The following is a 23,835-nucleotide window of genomic DNA, read 5'->3' as shown; positions in this document are numbered from 1 at the left end:
TTTTAAGCTAATGAATCTTGGAGAGGTGGAACAACTTGTTTTTTACGACTCAATACGCCGTCTAACCATACTTTACCGTCAACAAGTGGTTTGCCATAAGCTTTTTCTGTTAAATCAGCATTGTCGCTAATAACTAACATTTCAGAGCCTTCTTTCATAATGTCTGTCAGTAATAATAAAACCGTGTGTCGGCTACCTTCGGCTTTTAATTTTGCAATGTCAGCAAATAATTCAAGCTTCATATCATCAAAGATGGCGAGGTCAAGTACTTCCAACTGACCGATACCTACTAAGTTGCCATGCATGTTAAAGTCTTTAAAATCACGTAAGACTAGGTCACGTATAGGTGTACCTAATACGGCAGATTTTACTTCAAACATCTCCATACCCAAGGCTTTTGCGTCGCTAATGCCTGCAATTTCAGCTAATGCTTCAACACATTTTATATCAGCAGTGGTACAGGTGGGTGATTTAAAAATAACCGTATCAGACAAAATAGCGCACATCATTGCACCAGCAATATTTTTTGGAATTTCTACATCATAGAAATCGTACATCATTTTAATGATGGTATTGGTACAGCCAACAGGACGAACCCAAATTTCTAATGGGGTAGAGGTAGTAATATCGCCTAATTTATGATGATCAATAATACCTAATATTGTTGCTTCATCGATATCATCGGGTCCTTGAATACGGTCGGAATGGTCAACAATATAGATACCTTCGCCAGCAAAACTTGTTTTTAATTCAGGTTGCTCAAAACCAAACTTGTCTAAAATAAATAAAGTTTCTGGTGAAAGCTCTCCTAAACGAGCTGGGACGGTTTCTTCACCTAGCGTGGTTTTTAAATAGGAAAGGGCGATAGCTGAACAGATTGAATCTGAATCAGGTGTTTTGTGTCCAACAGCGTAATTAGGCATAAGTTTCTCGTATTAGCGTTTATATTGAGGCTATATTTTAAATTGGCGATATTTTAGCAAACAAACCATGGCGGTGAAAAGTTAAAGCTGACATTATCGGCACTAAATCATATCAATAGCACTAAGGCGCTTATTACTCTGCGATAACCGACTTAGTAGAATTGCGTTAATAAACCAACGCCAACAAATGTCACCACTAAAACAATAATAGGCAGTTTGACTATCCGTAATAAATAAAAACCAATAAGCACAGAAAATAAGTCAAATAGTGAACTAACAGCACTAGTAAAAATAGGGTGATAAAGCGCAGAAAATAATAGACCAACCACAGCGGCATTTACCGCCATAATCGCACCGGCGACTTTGGGCTTTGTTGCTAATGATTGCCAAGTACTTTCAAAGGTCAGTACCAATAAAAATCCAGGTAAAAATATTGCTAAGGTTGCGACTGTCGCTCCTATTAAAGGGGCTTGTGGAAATAGCTCTGCACCCAGAAAAGTCGCTAGGGTAAACATTGGGCCAGGAACTGCTTGCGCTGCGGCATAACCGGTAAGAAAAACATCGTTCGATAACGCTTCACCAATTGTTTGTTGTAATAGTGGCAAGACAACGTGTCCGCCACCAAAGACCATACTGCCCGCTTGAAAAAACTGATTGAATAAGACCATGATATCGGCTGTGTTAATCGGTGCTCCAACTACGGTTGCTAGTGGTAAAGCAAAGAGGATGATTAAGAACAACATCAATGGCAGTATTTTAAACTGTCTTGAGGTTAGAGCTGAAGGTTGGGTGACTTCAGTGGTAACTGATTTTAACGATGGATTAACAAAAAAACCAAAGCTTGCTGCGATAGTCAGTATGAAAATTTGCATCATTAAACTCGGTAAAGTGATTAAAGCAATCGCTGTTATAACCGCAATAAGTCTGTGGGTGTAATTATTACAGAAACTTTTAAACATAGTTAAACAAGCGTCAGCCACTACCACCACAGCCAGTAATTTCAAACCACTTATAACATGAAAAACCCAAGGTTGTTCAGCACCGCTAATATTAGTGGCGAGTAAATAGATAAGAATAAATGACGGTAAGGTAAAACCGATAAATGCAGCAATGCCGCCAGGCAGTCCAGCTTGTCTCAATCCAATAGCAAAACCTAATTGACTAGAGCCAGGACCCGGTAAAAATTGGCTTAATGAGATTAAATTTGCATAACTTGTTTGATCTAACCACTTTAGTTTATCGACAAATGTTTTTTGGAAATAGCCAATATGTGCGGCAGGTCCACCAAAACTGATACAACCTAAAAAAAGAAAACGCCAAAATACTTCAAATAGTTTTTTCATAAAAATGTCGTTAAAAGCCAGTCAATTATATTAACTATTATATCGTAAAACTATGAAGGGAATATTAAATTTAACGGTAAAAAAGCTCAATGAATGGAGCTTTTTTACCGACATAAGAAAAGTGTTAGTGACATGTAATAAGCTAAACAGGCTTCATCTTTGTTTTTAGAAACCTGTTAATTGGACTTATACACGTTGATACATGCTAATTTTCGATTATTTGTAATAAGCTAAACAGGCTTCATCTTCATTTTTGGAGCCCTGTTAATTGGACTTCGACATGTTGATGCATGCTAATTTTCGATTGTTTGTAATAAGCTAAACAGGCTTCTAGTTCATTTTTCGAGCCCTGTTAATTGGACTTCGACATGTTGATGCATGCTAATTTCTGATTATTTGTAATAAGCTAAACAGGCTTCATCTTTGTTTTTAGAAACCTGTTAATTGGACTTCGACATGTTGATGCATGCTAATTTTCGATTATTTGTAATAAGCTAAACAGGCTTCATCTTTGTTTTTAGAAACCTGTTAATTGGACTTCGACATGTTGATGCATGCTAATTTTCGATTATTTGTAATAAGCTAAACAGGCCTCTACTTCATTTTTCGAGCCCATAATCACTTCGACACGCTGATGAATGCTGTTCGGCTCCATATCCATAATGCGTCCTTCACTGGTCATTGCCAGTCCACCCGCTTGTTCAATGAGAAAACTCATTGGATTCGCTTCATACATTAAGCGTAGCTTGTGTGGTTGTTGCGGGTTTTTACTATCTTGTGGATAAGTAAAAATACCACCACGTGTTAATACACGATGAATGTCACCAACCATAGCGGCAATCCAACGCATGTTGAAATTTTTGCCACGAGGGCCGGTATCACCTGCAAGTAAATCACTGATGTAATTCTGCATAGGCGCTTGCCAAAAACGTTGATTTGACATGTTAACAGCAAATTCTTGTGTGTCCACAGGCACTTGAACATTACGTTCAACTAATAAAAAACCACCATGAGTACGGTCAAGTACATAAAAATGGGTACCGCTACCCGTAGTCATTACCAACATAGTTGACGGACCATATAAGACATAACCCGCACAAAGTTGTTTGTTACCCGCTTGCTTAAACATGTCTGGATCACTAGCATCCATATCACTTGGTGCTTCATGAATAGAGAAAATTGTGCCAATTAATGAGTTGATTTCGATATTAGAGCTGCCATCAAGTGGATCGAAAGAAACCAGATACTTGCCATTTTTTTCACCTGCAACAGAGCTATCTTCTTCTTCAGAAGAAATCGCTTTAACAAAGCCAGACTCTAATAAAATATCTTTAAGTAATTCATTTGCAACGACATCTAATTCTTTCTGAACTTCACCTTGAATATTTTCATCCAAAGTTGAACCCATCAAATCACTTAAGTGACCTTGGCTAACACGAAATGAAATTTCTTTAGTTGCCGCTAAAATCGTTTTGATCAGCGAAATTAAATCGAGTGGAACATTATCTTGACGTAAAGCTGGTGCTAGTCGTTGCATCGGGTTACCTAATTGATTTAGAGTAAGACTCTTAAAAATTGAGTCATAAAATTGTTGGTTATTTAATGTCGTAAAATAATAATAGCAGCTACATATTACATTATTTTACGATTAGAGGTGACGATGAAAGCTATCACCTCACCTGTAAGGCTAATGATAACAAAAATAATGGAATGACTTGAATATATATTTATAGAACCAAAAATCAAATAGGGAAAAACGATGAAACTGACGCTAGGTGTCTTTTTAATATTTATTTGTAGTACCTTTTCAATAGCCGCGCTCAGCGAAGAAATTCTTAGTTATAATGACTTTGTTAAAGATAAAGATCACCAGCAAGGCTATTTTTCTTTTTTTCATGATAAAAAAAAGGGCAATGTTTATTTAGAGATCCAGCAATTTGAACAAGACTTTTTATTTCAAAGCGGTTTACCTCAAGGAGTCGGTTCTAATGATATTGGACTTGATAGAGGCCAGTTAGGTGATACTCGTCTAGTACGCTTTGAAAAAGTAGGAGAGAAGGTCTTTCTCCGCCAACTTAATACTTATTATCGAGCGGATACTGAAAACAACTTAGAAAAAAAAGCCGTTAGCGAGGCATTTGCCAGCTCTATTATTTGGGGGTTTAAAGTTGCCAAAGAAAGTAAGGACGGTAAAAAAGTATTAATTGATTATACACCCTTTCTTTTATCTGATATTCATCAATTATCAAGTAAACTTAAACAACGTCAACAAGGTAACTTCAAAATTGATGAAAGCCGAAGTGGTATCTATATAAAACGCAGCAAGGCCTTTCCTAATAATACTGAGCTTGAAGCAACAGTGACTTACCAAGGAACCGATGCAGGTAAATACTTACGCTCAGTAACGCCAGACTCAACAGCTGTTACAGTGAACTTACATCATTCGCTGATTAAATTACCTGACGACAAATACCAAGCACGTACTTTTCATCCTTACAGTGGCTTTTGGTCAAATAGTTATGCCGATTACGCCAGTGCTATCGACCAACCGTTAATTCAGCGTAATATTCCACGTCATCGCTTAAACAAAAAAGATAGAAATCTTGAGGTCAGCGAAGCAATTGAACCTATTATCTATTATTTAGATGCCGGCGTACCTGAACCTATAAAAAGTGCTTTACTTGATGGCGCTCGTTGGTGGGACCAAGCATTTTCAGCCATCGGTTATAAAAATGCTTTTCAGGTAAAAATGTTACCAGCCGATGCAGACCCTATGGATGTTCGTTATAACGTTATTCAATGGGTACATCGAGCGACAAGAGGTTGGTCTTATGGTTCATCAGTGATAGACCCAAGAACAGGAGAAATATTAAAGGGGCATGTAACATTGGGCTCTCTACGTGTTCGTCAAGATTATCTCATTGCTTTGGGCTTAACATCTCCTTTTAAGTCATCTATAACAGACACTTCACCAATGAAAGAAATGGCTTTAGCACGCATTCGTCAATTGTCGGCTCATGAAGTTGGGCACACTTTAGGTATCGCGCATAATTTTGCCGCAAGTGCTAATAATCGCGCTTCAGTAATGGATTATCCTCACCCGTTAATTACCTTGAAAAATGGTGAAATTGATTTATCAAATGCCTACGCTACAGATATTGGTCGCTGGGACAAATCAGTTATTGCTTATGGTTATGCTGATATAACGGCTGATAAAGAAGCCGAGTACTTAGCGAAAGTTATAGCAAGCGCGCAACAAGCAGATTTGCTGTATATGTCAGACTCAGATGCTCGTTCTTCTTCGAGTGCACATAGTCGCGCACATTTGTGGGACAACGGAGTAGATGCCGCCGATGAGCTTAATAGAGTCTTAAAAATACGTGAAAAAGCGCTAACAGACTTTGGTTTAAATAGTATTCCTCTAGGGCGACCTTTGTCAGAAATTGAAGAGGTTTTGGTGCCCATCTATAATTTTCATCGTTTTCAAGTTACCGCCGCAGCAAAATTAATTTCAGGTATAGACTATCGCTATCAACTGCGAGAAGAAAATGTTCTAAAGCCATTGGAGGTAGTCTCAGGTAAACAGCAGCGAAAAGCGCTGCAGGTTTTATTAGCCACTCTAGATACAAAAATATTAACCTTGCCAGAACACATAGTGAAACTTATTCCACCAAAAGCTTATGGTTATTATCGTAATCGCGAAAGTTTTGCTGGTAATACGGGGCTTACTTTTGATCCGGTTTCTGCTGCGCAGGCTAGTGCTAAACACACGGTGTCTTTGCTTTTAAATGAACAACGTTTAGCACGTTTACAGCAACAGTCAGTAATGGATAAGCGTATTTTGAGTGTGCAAGAATTGATTAACGCTTTAATAGAGCAGTCAATTAAAGTACCGGCTGAAAAGGGCTTGGCTTTGTTGGTTCAACAGCGGGTTAATCAACAAGTTATTGAGCATTTATTAGCACTTTGGCATAACAAAAATTTAGTAACAGAGGTGCGTGCAGAAGTTTATATGGCTTTACTTAATATAAATGAATGGTTAAATGATAATTATGACTCTAAAAAGTACAAGCGCTTAGCTGCTCAGTTTATGTTGTTAGCAGTGCAGATTACCCATAGTCTTGAGCAAGGAAAACTTGTTCATCCTGCTGCTAGTATCACTATGCCGCCGGGTTCACCTATTGGTAGTTAATTATTGAAGTGTGGGTGGCTTGAGTCTTAATAAAACCACCCACACCTTTAAAATATTATTTTTATCTTTTACTTTGACGGTAAATATTTATCAGGATCAGCTAATAATTCAATTAGCACCTCAACATTATTATTAAGCTGCTGCTTAACACGTCCCGGAAATATTTCATCAAGTTTATCTAAACGGTCAAATTGAGTATGCCAAATATTTCCCCAGTTTTTCTCGGCTTTATTATCACAAGCTGTTGAATTCTTTTTATCATAACAAGTCCACAATTTTTTTGCGGTTGATTGAGAGTAACCATCAAAGCCATTCTGGCCATTAATTGAAAAGTTGGTTGATTCTACATACGCAATAGGAATACCAGCACAGGCAAAACTAGCATGATCAGACCAAGAGCCAGTTACACCTTCAGGATAGCCTTCATAGTCAGGATGAATAACATACTTGTTTTGTTCGCCTAACACCTTAATTGATGCCTTGAGTAAGGCATTTCGCATAAAAGTGTCGCTGTTATAAGTTTCATTTTTACAATTATCATAAGCTTGTGTATGCGCACTATGTACATAAACCTTATCGCCACCTGCTATGGTGTCAAAATTAATCATCGCTGCGATATTATCTAATTTGTTATGGGTTAATAAGTCGTTGACGTAATAGTTTGAACCTTGCAAACCAATTTCTTCTGCGCCAAAGGCAATAAAGCGAATACTATAATTATTTGGCATTTTTGTGGTCAATGCTTGGGCTATCGCTAACATTGCCGCAACACCTGCGCCGTTATCTGTGGCGCCCATTGATCCCGTTTTCATTGCCGTAGAATCATAATGTGCGCCAAGTATGATGGTTGGCTTTGTTACGTCACCAAATTCAGCAATAATGTTCTTTGATTCACCGACCATTTTTCTACTGTTATAGGAAAAATTTTGCTCGGTAACTCGATAACCAAACTTTTCAAATTTAGTTTTAATATAGCGGGCTGTTTGCTGTTCTTTTATCGTTCCAGCTTCGCGAGCACCTATACCTTCGGTGGGTGAAACAAGTTCTTTAAGATAGGTATAAGCAGCAGTTTCATTGTTATCTGTTTTGGCTTGTTCGCTTGATAACGAGCAAGATGTTACGAGCAATAAAGAGCTAGAAAGCAAACAAGGTAGCACTGAGCGATGGAAATATTTCATATTACCCTTAAATTTTAAGACGAGATAAAGCGGATTATTTTAAGGTAATAGGATAATGGAGTCACTTGTTATTAACAACTACGCGCGATAATAAATGCGCAACAACTAACCTTATAAAGTACTTAGTTATAAATTAAGTCGATGAGCATTATATATAAGCTTTTATAATACTTTCGAGACTACCATCTATTTTTAATCGTTGAATGGCATCATTGATTTGGGGTAAAAGATATTTTAGCTCTTTTCTTAGTCTAATTTTTAAGTAACCATCAGAATGGACGGGGCCTAAAATAATGGGTACTGATAATATTTTTGCCCAATATTGTGCTGGTTTATCACCACTAATAGCAAAGGTGATCCTTTTTCTAAAAAGTGCTTTTATTAACTCTTTTTCTGAAGGGTAATCTAGGCGATTAAATAAATTATCATTGTGATAATAGTAACCTCGAACGGTACCTATATCTTGGTCGGTTAATTGTTGATCTTCCCCTAAGTTTTCAGGAATAACGGTACCGGCCAAATAGATAATATGCTCTTTAATTGGGATCACGCTATCGCTAAAGACATAGTCGTCAGACTGTTGCTCTTTAGATAACCAATCAGGATTAATTAAATCAAAATCAACGAGACCATTTTTCAATGATAAATTGGTGCGTTTTGGCGGTAAAATTATTTCCTTACCACTTATATTGGCAGTGGCGAGTATTATGGCTACGGCGTCAACGACAATGCCACGTTTTTCACCGGTATTAATATAATAGGGATACCAAGCATTTGAGCCAGAAGGGTCAAACTTTAACGTTACTATGGGTAAATAATGATTATTATTTATTTTTTGGCAAGCGGCACTCGTCGTCATAAGTAACGATAGCGCTAGTATTAACAATTGACCCCATGAGTTATTTAACATCTTGCCCCTAATTAATGATTTTATAAAAATTAATCACTCTAAAAAGAGTAGCATCTCAATAAAATTATGCCTTTATTTCAACTCGATTTTTATTGAAAATAACAGCGTCACTTAGCGTTTTATGCGCTGCTTATGTTATTACCTATAAATTACTTGGTAAAGTCATTTTGGATTAACAAGCTGATTTAGCATAAATATATTTAAAAGTAGGATGCTTTTATGGTGTTATTATTATATTTTTCTTTTTTGGTTTAGTTAACACAACAATATTCCCGGCGACAATAATTAATAAGCCAATGACAGTATAAATATTCCAGCTAAAACCTTCAAATATCGTTGAGATAACGACGGCAACAGCAGGGAACATCACGCTTGCATATGAGGCCTTATGGGCTCCGATGTTATTTAAAAGTGTTAAGTAACTGGCAAATGCAATAATAGAGCCGAAAACCGATAGGTAAATTAGCGAACTAATATAGGGTAAGGTATATGAAAAACTAAATGATTTTCCTTGTATTAATAGCAATATAGTCATAAATATTGAGCCATAAAACATGCCCCAAGCATTGGCTTGCATCATAGGTAAATTCATAAGTTTATTTTTCATTGAGACCATATTGCCCGTTGATGCGAACAATGTTCCAACGAAGCAAAGTGATAAACCTAGTAATGTTTCTGCGCCTAACTCGGTATCGTTAATTTGTGGCCAGAATAAAACCACAATGCCGGTTAAACCTAGAAAAGCGCCTAGATAAGTTTGTTGAGTAATTTTAGTGTTAAACCAAATGCGGGCATTGACCACATTGAAAAACATAATCATTGAAAAAGCGATTGAGGCAAGCGCAGAATTTATATGCTGTTGAGCTGAATATAAAAAATAGTAATTACAGCCAAATAACATCAAACCAAAGAACAAAAATTGTAGGTGCTGTTTTTTGTTAAAGGCAAGTGAGAGCTTTTTAAAACGACAATAAGCAAATAGCAGAAGTGCTGCTAAGCCAAAACGATAAACAATAGATGCTTCGGCGGGAACATCACCTAATTGATAATTAATGGCGATCCAAGTTGTTCCCCAGATAAGTACGGTGATCACATATAATAGTGTGTTGTTCATTATTCTTTCCTGAAAAATTTAAGCGCAATCTTCTCAATTAATTTTGACTAAATCACTGTAACAGCATTTCTTATATGAAGTACTATTTCTTAAGGTCGACTTATTTCTAAAACACTAGTTTATAGATAGTTCTGTTGTGTAACAGATACAAAAAATATAAAATGTAACCTATACAGTTTTTGTTGAGGTGAAATAAAATGCGACTTTTAGATAAATCTTCTTCAGAATTTTTATATCAGCAAGTCATTGACTTTGTTGAAGACCAAGAAAAAAGTGGTGCAATAAGAGCGGGAGACAAGCTACCTAGCCTACGTAAACTCAGTAGACAATTTGAAATAAGTATACCGACAGTAAAACAAGCGTATATTGAACTAGAGCGTCAGGGTAGTATTTCTGCAAGGCCACAATCAGGCTATTATTTAAAAGCTAAGCAAGCACGAACCTTAAAACCTATGCGGTCATTATGGGCAAGTTGTCAGCCCGTTGAAATCTCATGTCGAAGCATAATAGAACAAGTTTATGAAGCTGTTCATTTACCCGATACTGTCGCATTGGGTATTTCTAACCCGGTCAATGCACACCCACCAGATAAAGCCTTAGCACGATTAATGCGTTCGGTATTGAGTAAGAATGCTGAAAAAGCGGTTAGTTACGGACCGGTAAATGGTGATCCAAAACTGCGTTTAAACCTTGCTTTTCGTTATCATGAGCAAGGCGTAGCCATTAATCATGACGATATAATTATCACTAGTGGTGCCCAAGAAGCACTATCAATTGCCTTACAGTGTGTCGCAGAACGTGGTGATATTATCGCTGTAGAATCACCGTGTTTCTTTGGTTTGATTGAATTAATTGAAAGTTTGGGTATGAAAGCTCTGGAAGTTTATACCTGCACTGAAGAGGGGATTTGTGTTGAAGAACTGGCTAAAGTTATTGAGCAACATCCGGTAAAAGCGTGTTTGTTTTCTACCGCTATCTCTAACCCACTTGGCTCTATGATGACTAATCAACAGCGCCAGAATATGGTCAGTTTATTAGAAAAACATGATATTCCACTTATCGAAGATGAAGTTTACAGTGACTTATATTTCAGCAAAGATAGACCAGTACCCGCGCAGCTTTACTCCAAAAAAGGCCTAGTGCTAACGTGCTCATCTTTTTCAAAGACCGCTGCACCAGGTTATCGGGTCGGTTGGCTATTACCAGGCAGATATGAAGAAGCAGCAAAACGTATTAAACGCGCCCAGTCTTGCTCAACACCAATGTTACAGCAATGGACATTAACTGATTATTTGATGAGTGGTGAATATGATCGTCACTTACAAGTGTTAAGAAAAACCTTACGTTATAACTGCGAGCGGATGCGCGCCTTAATCGCTAGTCATTTTCCAAAAGAAGTCTGCATTTCACAGCCACAAGGTGGCAGTGTCTTATGGATACGTTGCCGTTCTCATGTTGATACTAGCCAATTTTTTACTCAGGCTATTGCTAAGGGGGTGAGTTTTGCTCCCGGTGAAATTTTTTCCCCAACCGGGCAATATAAAAATTTTATGCGCATTAGCTATGGGGTGAAATGGTGTGAAAAAATAGACAAAGCGATTGCTGACCTTGGCAAACTTGTTTACGACTATCCGGAAAAATCATGAGAAACCTAAAAGTTAGTGAACAAACAGAGCTTTCACTAAAATTATTATTACCCTTATTAGCAGCCATTATTGCTATCTCACCATTGGCAATCGACATGTATTTGCCGGCAATGCCAATACTGGCGGAGCATTTGTCAACTGATATGCCAATGGTACAAAATAGCCTGAGTATATATTTACTAGGCTATGCTTTAGGTCTGTTATTTTTTGGCCCACAAGCGGATAAACACAGCAGAAGAAAATTAGTGATGCTCGGTATCTCAGGTTTTATCGTGATGAGTATAGCGATAACGTTTGTCACGAGTATTGAACAGTTTTTATCCTTACGATTTTTTCAGGCATTTATTAGTAGTGCGGCAACGGTTGTTGTCCCGGGAACAATAAAAGAGCGATATGGCAAAGATACCGCCAAAGGGTTTTCTTATGTATCTATGATTATGATGATAGCGCCTATGATAGCGCCCGCTATTGGCTCAGTGTTACTGCTGCATAGTTGGCAGCTTATATTTTTAAGTTTAGCGGCCTACAGCTTTATTATTTTACTCTTAGTATATCGATTTTTACCTGAAGTAAAGCGTGAGAAAAATTTAGCACCGGTTAGTTTTTTGCAACGCTATAAAATTGTCTTATCTAATAAAAAGTCACAACTAAATATTTTTACGTCTATGGTTATTTCATTAGCTTTTTTTGCTTACATTACCGCGATCCCTTTTGTCTATCTAACGGTTTTTAAGGTCTCGGAATTTGAATTTAGCCTACTATTTGCCGTTAATGTTTTGGCGTTAATGACCGCCCATTTTATTAATACCCGCTTAGTTAGTCGTAAAGGGTCATTTAAAATGTTGACCTACGGTTTAATCGTTGCGTTATGTTTTTCTTCATTGTTGGTGGTGGTAAACTTTTTGCAGCTACCATTAATGTACACGGCAGTTGCGGTATTGCCGTTGATGGGCAGTTTATCGATGATAGCGGTCAATGCTGATGCACTTATTATGCAAGAATTTACCCGGGAATCAGGTACGGCTAGTGCGGTAATAGGTACTCTTCGCTTTGGCATTGGCGCATTAGCAGGACCAATATTAGCGTATTTTTATGATGGTAGTGCTTTACCGTTTGCATTATTGATGTGGTGCTCGATAATAGTTGTTTTATTATGTCAGTTACCTAATATGACAAAGAATATAGGAATAAAGGATTAACATGAAAAAAATAGCGATTATTTTATCTGGCTGTGGCGTTTATGACGGCAGTGAAATACATGAAAGTGTTTTAACGTTATTAGCGATTGAACAGCAAGGAGCAAGCTATCGTTGTTTTGCACCAAACATTAATCAACATCATGTGATTAACCATTTAACTGGCGCGGTTAGTGAAGATGAAACACGTAATGTTTTGGTTGAATCTGCGCGCATTGCCCGTGGTGACATTGAAGACATTACTGAGCTCTATCATGAAGAATTTGATGCGCTAATTTTCCCTGGTGGCTTTGGCGCGGCAAAGAATCTCTGTGGCTTCGCGCTTGATGCAGAAAACTATCAAATAAATGCTGAAGTACTTGTTGCTGCTCAACGCTTTATTAAAGCGGACAAACCGCTTGGCTTTATGTGTATTGCTCCGTCAATGATCCCCCTTATTTACGGTGAGGATGTTCAAGCAACGATTGGTAAAGACCGTGATATCGCAGAGTCGTTAATAAAGCGTGGTTTAGCACACGTTGATTGTGAAGTGGGCGATATTGTTGTTGACGGAAAACGAAAACTTGTTTCAACACCGGCCTACATGTTAGCGACATCACTTGTTGAGGCAGCCAGTGGTATTAACAAATTAGTGAAAAAAGTGATTTTACTCAGCTAATATTACTCAGCTTTGGCATCAGTTTGTAATTCGACTTGTTGTAAACGCCACTTTTCGTATTCGCTATAGTAGTGGTCCCATACACAAGGACAACAAGCGCCGCCGCCGCAACAGTCATCGTCGGCGGGAAGGGAAGGTTCTTTAAGTAATTCAGTCATACACAGTATCGCTTAGAAAGTCGCTTAGTCTTAATTTGACTCGTTGTCTTGGGCTTGTTTTTCTTTTAGTGCGACTTGTTGCAGGCGCCATTCTTTACGCTTTGCATAGAAATTGTCCCAAACACATGGTGTACATGCGCTGTCACAACATTCACCATCGGCAGGTGGTAAAGGTTTTTCAAGTAATTCAGTCATATTTTTAAATTCAATGAGTAAAGTATAAGCCATATATTGTTATCTATGGTAACACGACATCATTGCTATTTGGGGGTAGGAATTTCATTTTTATGTAAACGTTTAATACTGTTATCCCTGATATAAAAAAGCCCTGCGATGCAGGGCTTGATTGTTAAATTTGTAGAAACTTATTCAGCTTCAGCTAATTTCTTTTCTAGATAATGGATGTTGGCACCGCCATTAACAAAACCTTTATCATTTAAAATATTTTGATGTAAGGCAATGTTGGTTTTAATACCATCAATCACTAATTCGGCTAAGGCATTGCGCATACGTGCGATTGCAACATCTCTGTTATCACCCCAAGTGATCAGTTTGCCGATCATAGAGTCATAATTTGGCGGTACCGTATACTCAGCGTAGATATGAGAATCCCAACGAACACCCAATCCTCCTGGAGGATGGAAACGAGTGATTTTGCCCGGTGAAGGAACAAAAGTACGAGGGTCTTCAGCATTGATACGACATTCAATTGAATGGCCAGCGATTTTAATATCATCTTGGGTATAAGATAATGGTTGACCAGCAGCAACACGTAATTGCTCTTTGATCAAATCAACACCGGTGATCATTTCAGTAACTGGATGCTCAACTTGAATACGGGTATTCATTTCAATAAAGTAGAATTCACCGTTTTCGTATAAAAATTCAAAAGTGCCGGCGCCACGATAATTAATATCAATACAAGCTTTACAACAACGCTCACCAATTTTGGCGCGCATTTCTGGAGTAATACCTGGTGCGGGAGCTTCTTCTACCACTTTTTGATGACGACGCTGCATAGAACAATCACGCTCACCTAAGTGAATTGCAGCACCTTGACCATCAGCCATTATTTGAATTTCAACATGACGAGGATTTTCAAGGAATTTTTCCATGTAAACCATATCATTTTTGAAAATAGTACCGGCTTCTCTTTTGGTTAATGCAATCGCGTCGACTAAATCTTCTTCGCTGCGCACAACACGCATACCACGACCACCGCCGCCGCCAGCCGCTTTGACGATAATTGGGTAGCCAATACGTTTAGCATGAGCTTTATTGGCCGCTTCATCATCATTAAGCGGGCCATCTGACCCTGGAACACAAGGAACACCCGCTATTTTCATTGCTTTAATTGCCGCAACTTTATCACCCATAATACGGATGCTTTCAGCTTTTGGACCGATAAAGGCAAAGCCTGACTTTTCAACCTGTTCTGCAAAATCAGCATTCTCAGCTAGAAAACCATAGCCAGGATGTATTGCTACTGCGTTAGTGACTTCAGCTGCCGTTATTATGGCAGGAATATTAAGGTAGCTGTCAGGCGCTGGCGCTTTGCCAATACAGATAGTTTCATCGGCTAATAAAACATGTTTTAAGTTTCTGTCAGCCGTAGAGTGTACTGCAACAGTTTTTATACCGAGTTCTTTACATGCACGTAATATTCTTAGTGCAATTTCGCCTCGATTGGCGATAACAACTTTATCTAACATGGAATGATCCTTTTGTTTGATATCTATAGGATTATTCAATGATGAATAGCGGCTGGTCAAATTCTATCGCGTCTTCATTGCCCGCTAGAATTTCTTTTATAACACCAGACTTATCAGCTTCAATTTGGTTCATCATTTTCATTGCCTCAAGAATACATAAAGTATCACCAGCATTGACATGTTTACCTACTTCGACAAATGCAGGTGAATCAGGTGATGCAGAAGCGTAGAAAGTACCAACCATTGGCGAACGAACAACGTGACCTGAAATAACAGCAGGTGCCGTTTCAGTGACTACAGGTGCGGCAATAGGTGCAGCAGCAGGAGCAGAGTGCATCATTGGAGCAGCTTGTACCATAGTACCGCCACGACAAATACGTACTGATTCTTCACCTTCAGAAATTTCTAATTCGTTAATCCCTGATTCTTGTACTAATTCAATTAATTTTTTTATTTTACGAATATCCATTTGAATACCTTTTTATCAATGTGTAATTTATGTTGTAAATAGAGCCGCTAAAGTTAAGCCACTCTCTGTTGTTTTTTCATTAACTTTTATGGTCAGTCAACCAAGTATAAGCCGACGCTAACGCATATTTATAACCATCGGCACCTAAGCCGCAAATAACACCAATAGCTTTGTCTGATAGATACGAATGATGTCTAAACGACTCTCTAGCATGGACATTTGAAAGATGAACTTCAATATATGGAATGTCCACAGAAAGGAGTGCGTCACGTATCGCTATACTAGTATGGGTAAATGCGGCAGGATTAATGACAATAAAGTCTATTTCATTATGAGCTTGATGTATTTTTTCTATTAGTAGGTGTTCAGCATTTGATTGCAAATGACTTAATTCAATTCTCAGTGGTATAGCTTGCAATGTTAAATCGTCAATAATATCGGTTAATGATTGCGCGCCATAAATTTCAGGCTCGCGTTTCCCTAACATATTTAAGTTAGGGCCATTTATCACTAAAACTTTAAACTTTGTAGTCATTTTCTGAGAAAAACCTATTAAATAGCAAATATTACAAATATCATCACATAAAAGCTAGAGTGATGGAACAGCTAATAACAAAATCGAGCATTTCTGCTGTTAAGCGATTATTATAGTGTTTTCGCAGAATATAGCAGCAAAATACTGGTCTGATCTGTTGTTGTTAACTTTTTATCAATAAGTTGACAATAAAGTTTTGTATTTTAGGAAAAATTTACTACAATATTATTATCTATATTTAGTAATCAATTCATTGGTTTAGCGGTTTTTATATACAGGTTAACATATAGCAGTGGGTTGCGTGGTCTCCTTTACTCGGTTACTACTAGTGGCTACGGAGCACTTTGTTAGATACACAAAGAGCTCTTTATTTCTCATTAACAAGGATTTAGTTATCAGCCAAATTCTAATCAGATTAATGGTTCTTGTCATATTAATTGGCAGTCCGGCAACTCATGCGGTCGAAGTTATTACCAATATCACTGCTGATACTGTGTCAATAACAACCACTCAGTTGCGTCGTATATATTCAATGCGTCAAACTAAATGGGCCAATGGCCTACCAATAACTATTTTTGTTTTATCAAGTACTAATCCCACCCATCAAAAATTTTGTAAAGACACCTTACGCTTATTTCCATATCAACTTGACCGCATATGGGACAAGTTGACTTTCTCAGGTATGGGTATTGCACCAACTGTGGTGTTAAGTGAAGAGGAGCTAATTGAAGCCGTTAAATCAACCACAGGTGCCATTGGTTACATTGAAAATATTAATGAGGTAAGTGATGTCAATCTGCTTAAAATCGATCAATAAAATGAATTATAAAGTAATGTGCTTATCAGCATTACTTGCGCTTAATGCGCACGCACAGGAAGGGCATTCGGCAGATCCGTTAAAAATACATGGCTTTGTTGCGCAAGGCGTTATTGACGTCGACAATAGCAACTTCGTTAATGATAACGGCGAAATATCGTTAAAGTTAACAGAAATAGGACTTAATACCTCGTATCAATTATCTGACGATTATCGCTTTGCGGCACAAGCTGTTTATTTAAACGGGGGCAATCGCTACAAAGAAGGTTTGCGTGTTGATTACTTCTTAATGGATTGGAGCGCTTATAGTTCAGAGCAGTGGCAAGCCAATTTATTTGTTGGTCGTTTTAAAAATGCCCATTGGTTACATTCAAGTACCCGTGATATTCCTTTTGCACGGCCCTCAATTTTGTTACCGCAAGGGACTTATTTTGATGGCTTTCGTGACATCGCTGTTGGTGGCGATGGTGCTGCATTAAAATTGACGTACAATAATGATAAATATGGCGAATTTGATTTCAATTTTAGTCGTGGTAAAAGTCCGATTGATAGTGATGATTCAGAAGTCATTCTCAGTAAGTTAGCACAGGGAGATATCGAGCATGAGCTTGATACGCAGGCGAGTGTTTATTGGCGGCCAGTATTTTCACAATGGCGCTTTGGTCTAACCTTATTGGATTCAGAATTTAACTATAAAAATGAGAGTCCTGATTTTTTTGTTGATGGACGATTTGTTTTTCAGTTTTATACGGTGAATGCTATATATGAAGGTGAACACTGGGAGTTTACCAGTGAAATTTTACAAACAAGGTTTTTAACGGAAGGTTTTTATGCTGCTCAGTTTAACCAAGTCAATATTGGTCAAGGTGGTTATGTTCAAGCGGTTTACAAGGTAAATCAACGATTGAAATTTATTAGTCGTTTTGAAAATTTCTATGCAAATAAGGATGATAAAAAAGGCCGTCAATTACAACAACAAAGTTTTGGCACCATACCTTATTATTTTGCTTATCAGCACGATAAAATGCTAGGGTTTTCATACGATTTTTCTGATAATTTACGAATCAATGCAGAGTACCATTGGGTAAAAGGCGCTGCGCGCGTTAATCCTATTGTGTTACCCAACCCAGAGGCGAACAGTGAGCATTGGAAAATGTGGGCCTTACAACTAATGTACTGGTTCTAGTGGGGCTAACTTGATGAGAAAAAGATTTGTTAGCGTTCCTGTTAAATTATTAGTGCTAGTTATTGGGGCGTTACTGCTCCTAACGTCTATTTTTTCTTACTTGTCTTTATCAAGGTTAAATCAAGAATTCACCCAATATCAAAGTGATACTTTACGTAAAGGCCAGGCACAATTTTCTGTGCAAAATAACGTATTACGTCAAAAGATACTAACGTGGCTAGAGTCGTTTTCAGATATTGTGCGGTTAAAAGAACAGGCTGATTTTGACGTTTTAGCACAAGAGTTTGCCGCGCAGTTTGATACCCTGCAAATGAATCAAAATGTTGAAAATGTATGGTTAGTTTCAGCAAATAATGAAGAGTTATACCTTTCTAATGCTATTCCTAAATTTGTTCAGCTGAGTATTGAAAATGTACTAAAACATCAGCAACCAGAACACACTTTGTACTGTGAGGGTCAATGTGTTCAGTTGATCACCATACCGGTGTTAAACGGTAAGGGTGATATGGCGATTGTTGCGATGACAGTTTCACTTGTTGATATGATTTATTACATAAATCAAGCGCTTGATAATGAGTTGGCTGTTGTAAGTTTTTCTCGTGTAGACAAGCTTGTATCAATAACAGGTAACGAAGAGGCTATTATACTTGCTGACGCTAAATTTATCTCTTCAACAAATACTCAACTAGTCAGTGAATTATTTATGTCGAACCAAGAAATTGTCAACAGCGAGATGATTAATTTTCAAGGTATAAAAGCTACAGCCAACGATAGCAGTTATCTGATTAACTTAATTCCCATCGCAAATACCCGTGATGATTTTTATTACCTGGCACTGATTGATGACGCCACTATTTTTACAGATAAGTATCAGCAAAATCGTTGGCAATTTTTAATTTTTACCTTAGTTGTGCTTATTGCTTTAGTGATTGTTGTTCATTTTGTTGCTAGCCCCTTTACTCGTCGCTTACTAGTCTTGTCAGATGTTTTACCTCTATTGGCGAAAAAAGAATTTGATCGGTTTCGTCAAACAGACCTACAAAGAAATGGTAAATATATTGATGAACTAGATATTTTAGCCAATGCAGCCACCGAGTTAAGTTTTGAACTTGAACAGTTAAATATTGAAATTGAACAAAAAACGAAAGAGCTCGAAAATATTGCCATGTATGATTTGTTAACGGGATTGCCTAACCGCAATATGCTTAACTATCAACTGCGTAAAGCGTTTCTCAATGTGTCACGCAGTGACGGACAAATTGCCGTTTTATTTTTAGATCTCGATGATTTTAAGAAAGTAAATGATAGTCATGGTCATACTGATGGCGACAAGTTGTTAATTCAAGCGGCTAATCGTTTGCGCTCCAGTATTCGGAGAGTTGATATGGCTTGTCGATTTGGTGGTGATGAATTTGTTGTGGTACTTGGTCATATCGATAATGAAAATGATGCAGTGCTTGTCGCACAAGAAATTTTAGAAGCATTTAAAGAACCAATTAAAATACAAAATAGCCTTTTTTATGTAAGTACCAGTATTGGAATAGCCTTTGCTCCTGAAGAAATGACTAAGTCAGAAGATCTGATCAGTTATGCCGATATCGCTATGTATGAAGCTAAAGATGATGGTGGCGCCAAATATCATATTTACCATGAAGAGATGTATAAAAAAGTTGCCCTTCGGGTGATGATGGAAAGTGAAGTTAGACAGGCTTTAGCTAAAAATCAATTTAGCTTAAGTTTACAACCTCAGTTAGATGCAAAAACAAAAAAACTATACGGCTTTGAAGCGTTACTTCGATGGCAGCATCCTGAACGAGGCATGGTTTCGCCGGAAGATTTTATTCCTCTCCTTGAAAATTCTCAGCACATGGTTGAACTGGGTTATTGGGTGATCAGACGCTGTTTTGAACTTTGCCAAACTTTTATTGATAAGGGCTTAACTGATGTCCGTATTGCGATAAATCTGTCAGCAGGTCAATTTGCCGATCCTCATCTAACCCCTTATTTAACCGATTTACTTACTGAGTTCTCACTTGAGGCAAGTCACTTCGAACTAGAGCTGACTGAGCAAACCTTAGTAAAAAATATTGATAGTGCAATTGAAATGATGAATGGCTTGAGAGATGTAGGGTTTAGTTTTGCCATTGATGATTTTGGTACCGGTTATTCGTCATTAGCTTATTTGAAAAAAATGCCAGTCGACGTTATTAAAATAGATAAAAGCTTTGTATTTGGCATGTTAGAAAATCGAGCTGATTATCAAATTATTATGTCAACCATTGCTATGGTGAAGAACTTAGGTTTGCAGGTTATCGCAGAAGGTGTTGAAACGAGTGCGCAGTTACGCAGTTTAACAGAAAACGATTGTGATATTATTCAAGGATATTACTTTTCTAAACCTATTCCTGAAACCAAACTAATGGAATTTCTTGATACAAAAATTGTTAATGGTTATTGGAAAGTATCAGCACTTTAACCCGCGAGTTCTGCGAGTTAAAGTGTGCTTGTTTGTTAAAGGTTAAAGGATTTTTTGTAGATGTTCAGTAAATTCTTCTGCGCCCATAAACCCCGTTACGCGCTGCTGAGTTAATTCTTTACCTTGTTGGTCAAAGAAGAGAATACTCGGTAAGCCAAGTACTTGATACTTTTCCGCAAACTCAGCATTGTCAGTCGAATCGAAGTCAGTCATATCAATTTGTAACCATACCGTGTTACTCAGCACTTTTTGTACTTGCGGGGCATTAAAGGTGTATTCTTCAAACTCTTTACAGGCGATACACCAGTCTGCATACAAATCGACCATTACAGTCTTCCCTTGTGCATTAGCGTTATCCACTGCTGCTAACAACTCTGGTAATGTTGCTACTTTAGTAAAGTGTTGTTGTGGAGCTTCTTGATTACTTGTAGCAACACTTTGGCTAGGACTTATCAGTTGAAAAGCTTGGTTGGCGCCAAAAAATATCATTACAAATATCACCACACTTCTAACACCAAACCAAAAGTTATTCTGGGTCTGTTGATTGACGGTATAAAAATAACCTGCGCTTGATAAGACCAATATTGCCCACATGGCTTGTGTTACCACTGAAGGTAAAAACCTTTCCATTAAAAATATCGGAACAGCGAGTAGTAATAAGCCAAATACATTTTTAATTACCGTCATCCATGTACCTGCTTTTGGTAATAATTTACCACCAGAACTACCCAAAACAAGTAATGGCACACCCATACCTAAACTTAATGCGTAGAGCGCTGATGCGCCTAACCAAATATCACCCGATTGTGAAATGTATAGCAGAGCACCTGTTAAAGGAGCGGTAGTACATGGAGACGCCACTAAACCAGAAATAGCACCCATAACAACAACACCGAAGTATGAGCCTCCTTTTTGGCTATTACTGATGTTATTCAATTTATTTTGCCAGCTACTTGGCAAGGCAAGATTAAAAACTCCAAACATAGAAAGCGCTAAAAAGATGAATAAAACACTTAACACAATTAAAACGGCAGGATGTTGAAACATTGCTTGGAACTGAGCGCCGGCGAGTGCAACAACAATGCCCAGTAAGGTATAAGTTATTGCCATGCCTTGTACATAAGCAAACGATAAACGAAAGGCTTTTGACGTTGATAATTTATCGCCTTGCCCAACGATAATACCGGTCAAAATAGGGTACATAGGAAATACACAAGGCGTAAATGAAAGCAGTAAGCCTCCAACAAAAAAAGCGAGTAGAGTTAGCCAAATATTATCACCTTTGAGCATATCGGCTAATTGATGTTGTTCGCTGGCATTTTCAGCGGCAATAGATGTATTGCCCGTTTCATTATCAGGTGATATCGCCGCCAAAACATTGTTGGTGTTAATGGCTTCTTCATTATTCACTTTTGATAGTGCTACAACTTTACTTTTAGGAGGGTAGCATAAGCCTTTTGCTGCGCACCCTTGATAGCGTATTTTAATGCTGGCATTACTATCAGCGTTAACAAGCTTAATAGTGAAGTTAAGCTGTTCGGTAAATATTTGCTGAACACCAAAAAATTCATCTTCATGGTCTTCACCTTTAGGCAGTTCGACAGGGATTATTTCTGCGTTTTCAACACTGAACTTAAACTGGTGACGATATAAGTAATAGCCCTCAGCTATGGTAAAGGAAACAGATAATTGATCATCCTTCTGGTGAAAATTAAATTCAAAGGCTTCTTCGACACTAAGAAACTCATCATCGTTACTGAATAACGAAGCGGACGAAGTATCAAAAATTGAATCTTGAGCTTGAGCATTGGGTACTTGTAAAAAAATACTGGTTAAAACTAACCAAAAAAGTAAGACAATTTTTTTCATAACAACTATTTTAAAGACTCAGTGATCCAGTTTAAATAACTATCGTCGCCTTGCTGGATGTTCATGGCGATAATTTCAGGGGTATCATAACGATGTAAGCGTTTAATTTCACTAGCTACATCGTTAAACTTATTGGTTTGTGTTTTTATCATTAACTGTATTTCTTCATCACATTCAATATTATCTTGCCAGCGATAAACAGAGATAACGTTAGGAATAATATTGACACAAGCGGCCAGTTTCTCTTGTATTAAGTGTTTTGCAATCAATTTCGCATTGCTAATATCAGGACAAGTGCACATTATTAATTGAAACATTAACGTATTTTCCTTAACAAAAACTTAAGCTATTTAAATGACAATTAATAGCTTATTACCATATGAACTAGCTTGTATTTACCTGATGCTTGAAAAAGACCTGCACAACCCCATATATGTTTCATCTTATATAAAATTTTTTAATGAAGAGACTTTAAATGTTTCGTTTTCTATTTATCCTTTTTATTGTCGTTCCTATTATCGAAATTATGGTACTGATCAATGTTGGTACTTGGCTTGGCGCATGGCCAACAATTGCTATTGTTATTATTACCGCATGGCTGGGTGCCAGAAATGTTAAACAGCAGGGGATTGCCACCTTAAACTCGGTACAAACTAAAATGGCGCAAGGAGAAATGCCTTCAGATGAAATAGTTGCAGGACTACTTTTACTGGTTGCGGGCATACTTTTAGTAACGCCTGGCTTTGTTACTGACATTTTTGGGCTATCTCTCCTGATCCCTAGTGTGAGAAGTCTGTTGATAAAGTCAGTGCAGTCACATTTAGTCATGAATCAAAGTGCGGCTGGTTTTACTTATCAAAGTTCGGTGCATACTCAGCAAGAACAGCCAGTTACGTCTGATCCATTTGAGCAGGGTTTAGGCACTAAGAAGCCGATTGAACACCACCAAGGTGAAACGCTTGAAGGTGAGTATGAGCGCAAAGAATAAAAAATTTTTTAACGGGGCTTGTGAAGTTTTAAATTAGCCCCATCTTTAATTGCAACAAAGTTTTATAACCTTTTATTTAAATTTATTGAGAGTGAATAAACTCTCAGGAGAAAATTAATGAGCATTCGTCCATTACATGACCGCGTAATAATTAAACGTAAAGAAGTAGAATCAAAATCAGCTGGTGGTATTGTTTTAACAGGAAGTGCTGCAGAAAAATCAACGCGCGGTGAAGTTATCGCTGTCGGTAACGGTCGCATTTTAGAAAATGGCGAAGTACGTGCTTTAGACGTAAAAGTAGGTGACCAAGTTATTTTTAGTGAAGGTTACGGCGTTAAAACTGAAAAAATTGATGGCGAAGAAGTTTTGATCCTTTCTGAATCAGACATTTTAGCGATTGTTGAGTCATAGTAACGCTACTGACTTTATATAAACTGTAGGAATTCGTTAGGCTAAGCCTCAACT

General features: G+C 37.7%; 22 protein-coding genes. 9 read left to right on the top strand and 13 right to left on the bottom strand.

Annotated elements, in window-relative coordinates; translation table 11 throughout:
- Positions 1-2 precede the first annotated feature (2 nt).
- The 3 genes from H4J75_RS02205 to H4J75_RS02195 all read right to left on the bottom strand — a co-directional run bounded on the left by H4J75_RS02205 (position 3) and on the right by H4J75_RS02195 (position 3,803).
- Positions 3-923 (bottom strand): manganese-dependent inorganic pyrophosphatase, encoded by a 921-nt coding sequence (locus tag H4J75_RS02205; RefSeq protein WP_182176428.1) that lies wholly within the window; start codon positions 921-923, stop codon positions 3-5.
- 152 nt (positions 924-1,075) lie between these two features.
- Positions 1,076-2,266, bottom strand: a complete 1,191-nt coding sequence (chrA, locus tag H4J75_RS02200; protein ID WP_182221207.1) for a chromate efflux transporter — start codon at positions 2,264-2,266, stop codon at positions 1,076-1,078.
- Positions 2,267-2,834: 568 nt separating this feature from the next.
- Positions 2,835-3,803 carry a class 1 fructose-bisphosphatase gene (locus tag H4J75_RS02195; RefSeq protein ID WP_070374921.1) on the bottom strand — a complete coding sequence of 323 codons (969 nt, stop codon included), beginning with the start codon at positions 3,801-3,803 and terminating at the stop codon, positions 2,835-2,837.
- Positions 3,804-4,025: 222 nt separating this feature from the next.
- On the opposite strand from H4J75_RS02195, the gene H4J75_RS02190 reads away from it, so the two are divergent.
- On the top strand, positions 4,026-6,458 hold the full coding sequence (locus H4J75_RS02190) for a zinc-dependent metalloprotease (protein ID WP_182221206.1): 2,433 nt from the start codon (positions 4,026-4,028) through the stop codon (positions 6,456-6,458).
- Positions 6,459-6,526: 68 nt separating this feature from the next.
- On the opposite strand, the gene H4J75_RS02185 is transcribed toward H4J75_RS02190, so the two are convergent.
- The 3 genes from H4J75_RS02185 to H4J75_RS02175 form a co-directional block, all read right to left on the bottom strand.
- Entirely contained in the window at positions 6,527-7,636 is a 1,110-nt protein-coding gene (locus H4J75_RS02185) for a M28 family metallopeptidase (RefSeq protein ID WP_220465203.1), read from the bottom strand.
- 148 nt (positions 7,637-7,784) lie between these two features.
- Entirely contained in the window at positions 7,785-8,546 is a 762-nt protein-coding gene (locus H4J75_RS02180) for an ABC transporter substrate-binding protein (protein ID WP_182221205.1), read from the bottom strand.
- Positions 8,547-8,763: 217 nt separating this feature from the next.
- Positions 8,764-9,660 carry a DMT family transporter gene (locus H4J75_RS02175; protein WP_182214669.1) on the bottom strand — a complete coding sequence of 299 codons (897 nt, stop codon included), beginning with the start codon at positions 9,658-9,660 and terminating at the stop codon, positions 8,764-8,766.
- Positions 9,661-9,857: 197 nt separating this feature from the next.
- On the opposite strand from H4J75_RS02175, the gene H4J75_RS02170 reads away from it, so the two are divergent.
- The 3 genes from H4J75_RS02170 to elbB are packed head-to-tail and all read left to right on the top strand — an operon-like array spanning position 9,858 to position 13,160.
- On the top strand, positions 9,858-11,306 hold the full coding sequence (locus H4J75_RS02170; protein ID WP_182221204.1) for a PLP-dependent aminotransferase family protein: 1,449 nt from the start codon (positions 9,858-9,860) through the stop codon (positions 11,304-11,306).
- Positions 11,303-12,505 (top strand): multidrug effflux MFS transporter, encoded by a 1,203-nt coding sequence (locus tag H4J75_RS02165; RefSeq protein WP_182221203.1) that lies wholly within the window; start codon positions 11,303-11,305, stop codon positions 12,503-12,505. Before H4J75_RS02170 ends, H4J75_RS02165 begins: the two co-directional genes overlap by 4 nt.
- Position 12,506: 1 nt before the next feature.
- On the top strand, positions 12,507-13,160 hold the full coding sequence (gene elbB, locus H4J75_RS02160; protein WP_182221202.1) for an isoprenoid biosynthesis glyoxalase ElbB: 654 nt from the start codon (positions 12,507-12,509) through the stop codon (positions 13,158-13,160).
- 2 nt (positions 13,161-13,162) lie between these two features.
- On the opposite strand, the gene H4J75_RS02155 is transcribed toward elbB, so the two are convergent.
- From H4J75_RS02155 to aroQ, 5 genes are all read right to left on the bottom strand, one after another.
- Positions 13,163-13,318 (bottom strand): oxidoreductase-like domain-containing protein, encoded by a 156-nt coding sequence (locus H4J75_RS02155; protein ID WP_182176418.1) that lies wholly within the window; start codon positions 13,316-13,318, stop codon positions 13,163-13,165.
- 30 nt (positions 13,319-13,348) lie between these two features.
- On the bottom strand, positions 13,349-13,546 hold the full coding sequence (locus tag H4J75_RS02150) for an oxidoreductase-like domain-containing protein (RefSeq protein ID WP_182214663.1): 198 nt from the start codon (positions 13,544-13,546) through the stop codon (positions 13,349-13,351).
- A gap of 137 nt (positions 13,547-13,683) precedes the next feature.
- Positions 13,684-15,030: an acetyl-CoA carboxylase biotin carboxylase subunit gene (gene accC, locus H4J75_RS02145; RefSeq protein WP_070374912.1), complete on the bottom strand. Its 1,347-nt coding sequence runs from the start codon at positions 15,028-15,030 to the stop codon at positions 13,684-13,686.
- A gap of 31 nt (positions 15,031-15,061) precedes the next feature.
- Positions 15,062-15,499 carry an acetyl-CoA carboxylase biotin carboxyl carrier protein gene (accB, locus tag H4J75_RS02140; protein ID WP_182214661.1) on the bottom strand — a complete coding sequence of 146 codons (438 nt, stop codon included), beginning with the start codon at positions 15,497-15,499 and terminating at the stop codon, positions 15,062-15,064.
- Positions 15,500-15,578: 79 nt separating this feature from the next.
- Positions 15,579-16,034: a type II 3-dehydroquinate dehydratase gene (gene aroQ, locus H4J75_RS02135; protein WP_182214659.1), complete on the bottom strand. Its 456-nt coding sequence runs from the start codon at positions 16,032-16,034 to the stop codon at positions 15,579-15,581.
- A 418-nt stretch (positions 16,035-16,452) separates the two neighbouring features.
- Here aroQ and H4J75_RS02130 point away from each other — a divergent pair, with 418 nt between their 5' ends.
- From H4J75_RS02130 to H4J75_RS02120, 3 genes are read left to right on the top strand one after another with little or no spacing between them, the layout of a single operon-like run.
- Entirely contained in the window at positions 16,453-16,851 is a 399-nt protein-coding gene (locus H4J75_RS02130; protein WP_182221201.1) for a hypothetical protein, read from the top strand.
- 1 nt (position 16,852) lies between these two features.
- Complete coding sequence (locus H4J75_RS02125) at positions 16,853-18,037, top strand: hypothetical protein (protein ID WP_182221200.1); 1,185 nt, start codon at positions 16,853-16,855, stop codon at positions 18,035-18,037.
- A gap of 13 nt (positions 18,038-18,050) precedes the next feature.
- Positions 18,051-20,513, top strand: coding sequence for a bifunctional diguanylate cyclase/phosphodiesterase (locus H4J75_RS02120; protein WP_182221199.1), 2,463 nt, complete (start codon positions 18,051-18,053; stop codon positions 20,511-20,513).
- Between the two features lie 42 nt (positions 20,514-20,555).
- Here H4J75_RS02120 and H4J75_RS02115 read toward each other — a convergent pair whose 3' ends face one another.
- Positions 20,556-22,382 (bottom strand): protein-disulfide reductase DsbD, encoded by a 1,827-nt coding sequence (locus H4J75_RS02115; protein ID WP_182221198.1) that lies wholly within the window; start codon positions 22,380-22,382, stop codon positions 20,556-20,558.
- A gap of 5 nt (positions 22,383-22,387) precedes the next feature.
- Positions 22,388-22,699: a divalent-cation tolerance protein CutA gene (gene cutA, locus H4J75_RS02110; protein WP_182214650.1), complete on the bottom strand. Its 312-nt coding sequence runs from the start codon at positions 22,697-22,699 to the stop codon at positions 22,388-22,390.
- Positions 22,700-22,857: 158 nt separating this feature from the next.
- Between cutA and H4J75_RS02105 the strand changes: the two genes are divergently transcribed.
- Both H4J75_RS02105 and H4J75_RS02100 read left to right on the top strand, forming a co-directional pair.
- Positions 22,858-23,370, top strand: a complete 513-nt coding sequence (locus tag H4J75_RS02105; RefSeq protein ID WP_182214649.1) for an FxsA family protein — start codon at positions 22,858-22,860, stop codon at positions 23,368-23,370.
- Positions 23,371-23,487: 117 nt separating this feature from the next.
- Positions 23,488-23,781 carry a co-chaperone GroES gene (locus H4J75_RS02100; RefSeq protein ID WP_070374905.1) on the top strand — a complete coding sequence of 98 codons (294 nt, stop codon included), beginning with the start codon at positions 23,488-23,490 and terminating at the stop codon, positions 23,779-23,781.
- The last annotated feature ends 54 nt before the right edge of the window (positions 23,782-23,835 follow it).

Origin of the sequence: Colwellia sp. BRX10-1, assembly GCF_014077545.1 — a bacterium.
Lineage (GTDB): Bacteria > Pseudomonadota > Gammaproteobacteria > Enterobacterales > Alteromonadaceae > Colwellia_A.
Note: the sequence above shows the minus strand (reverse complement) of the source record. Positions and strands in the feature narration are given on the sequence as shown.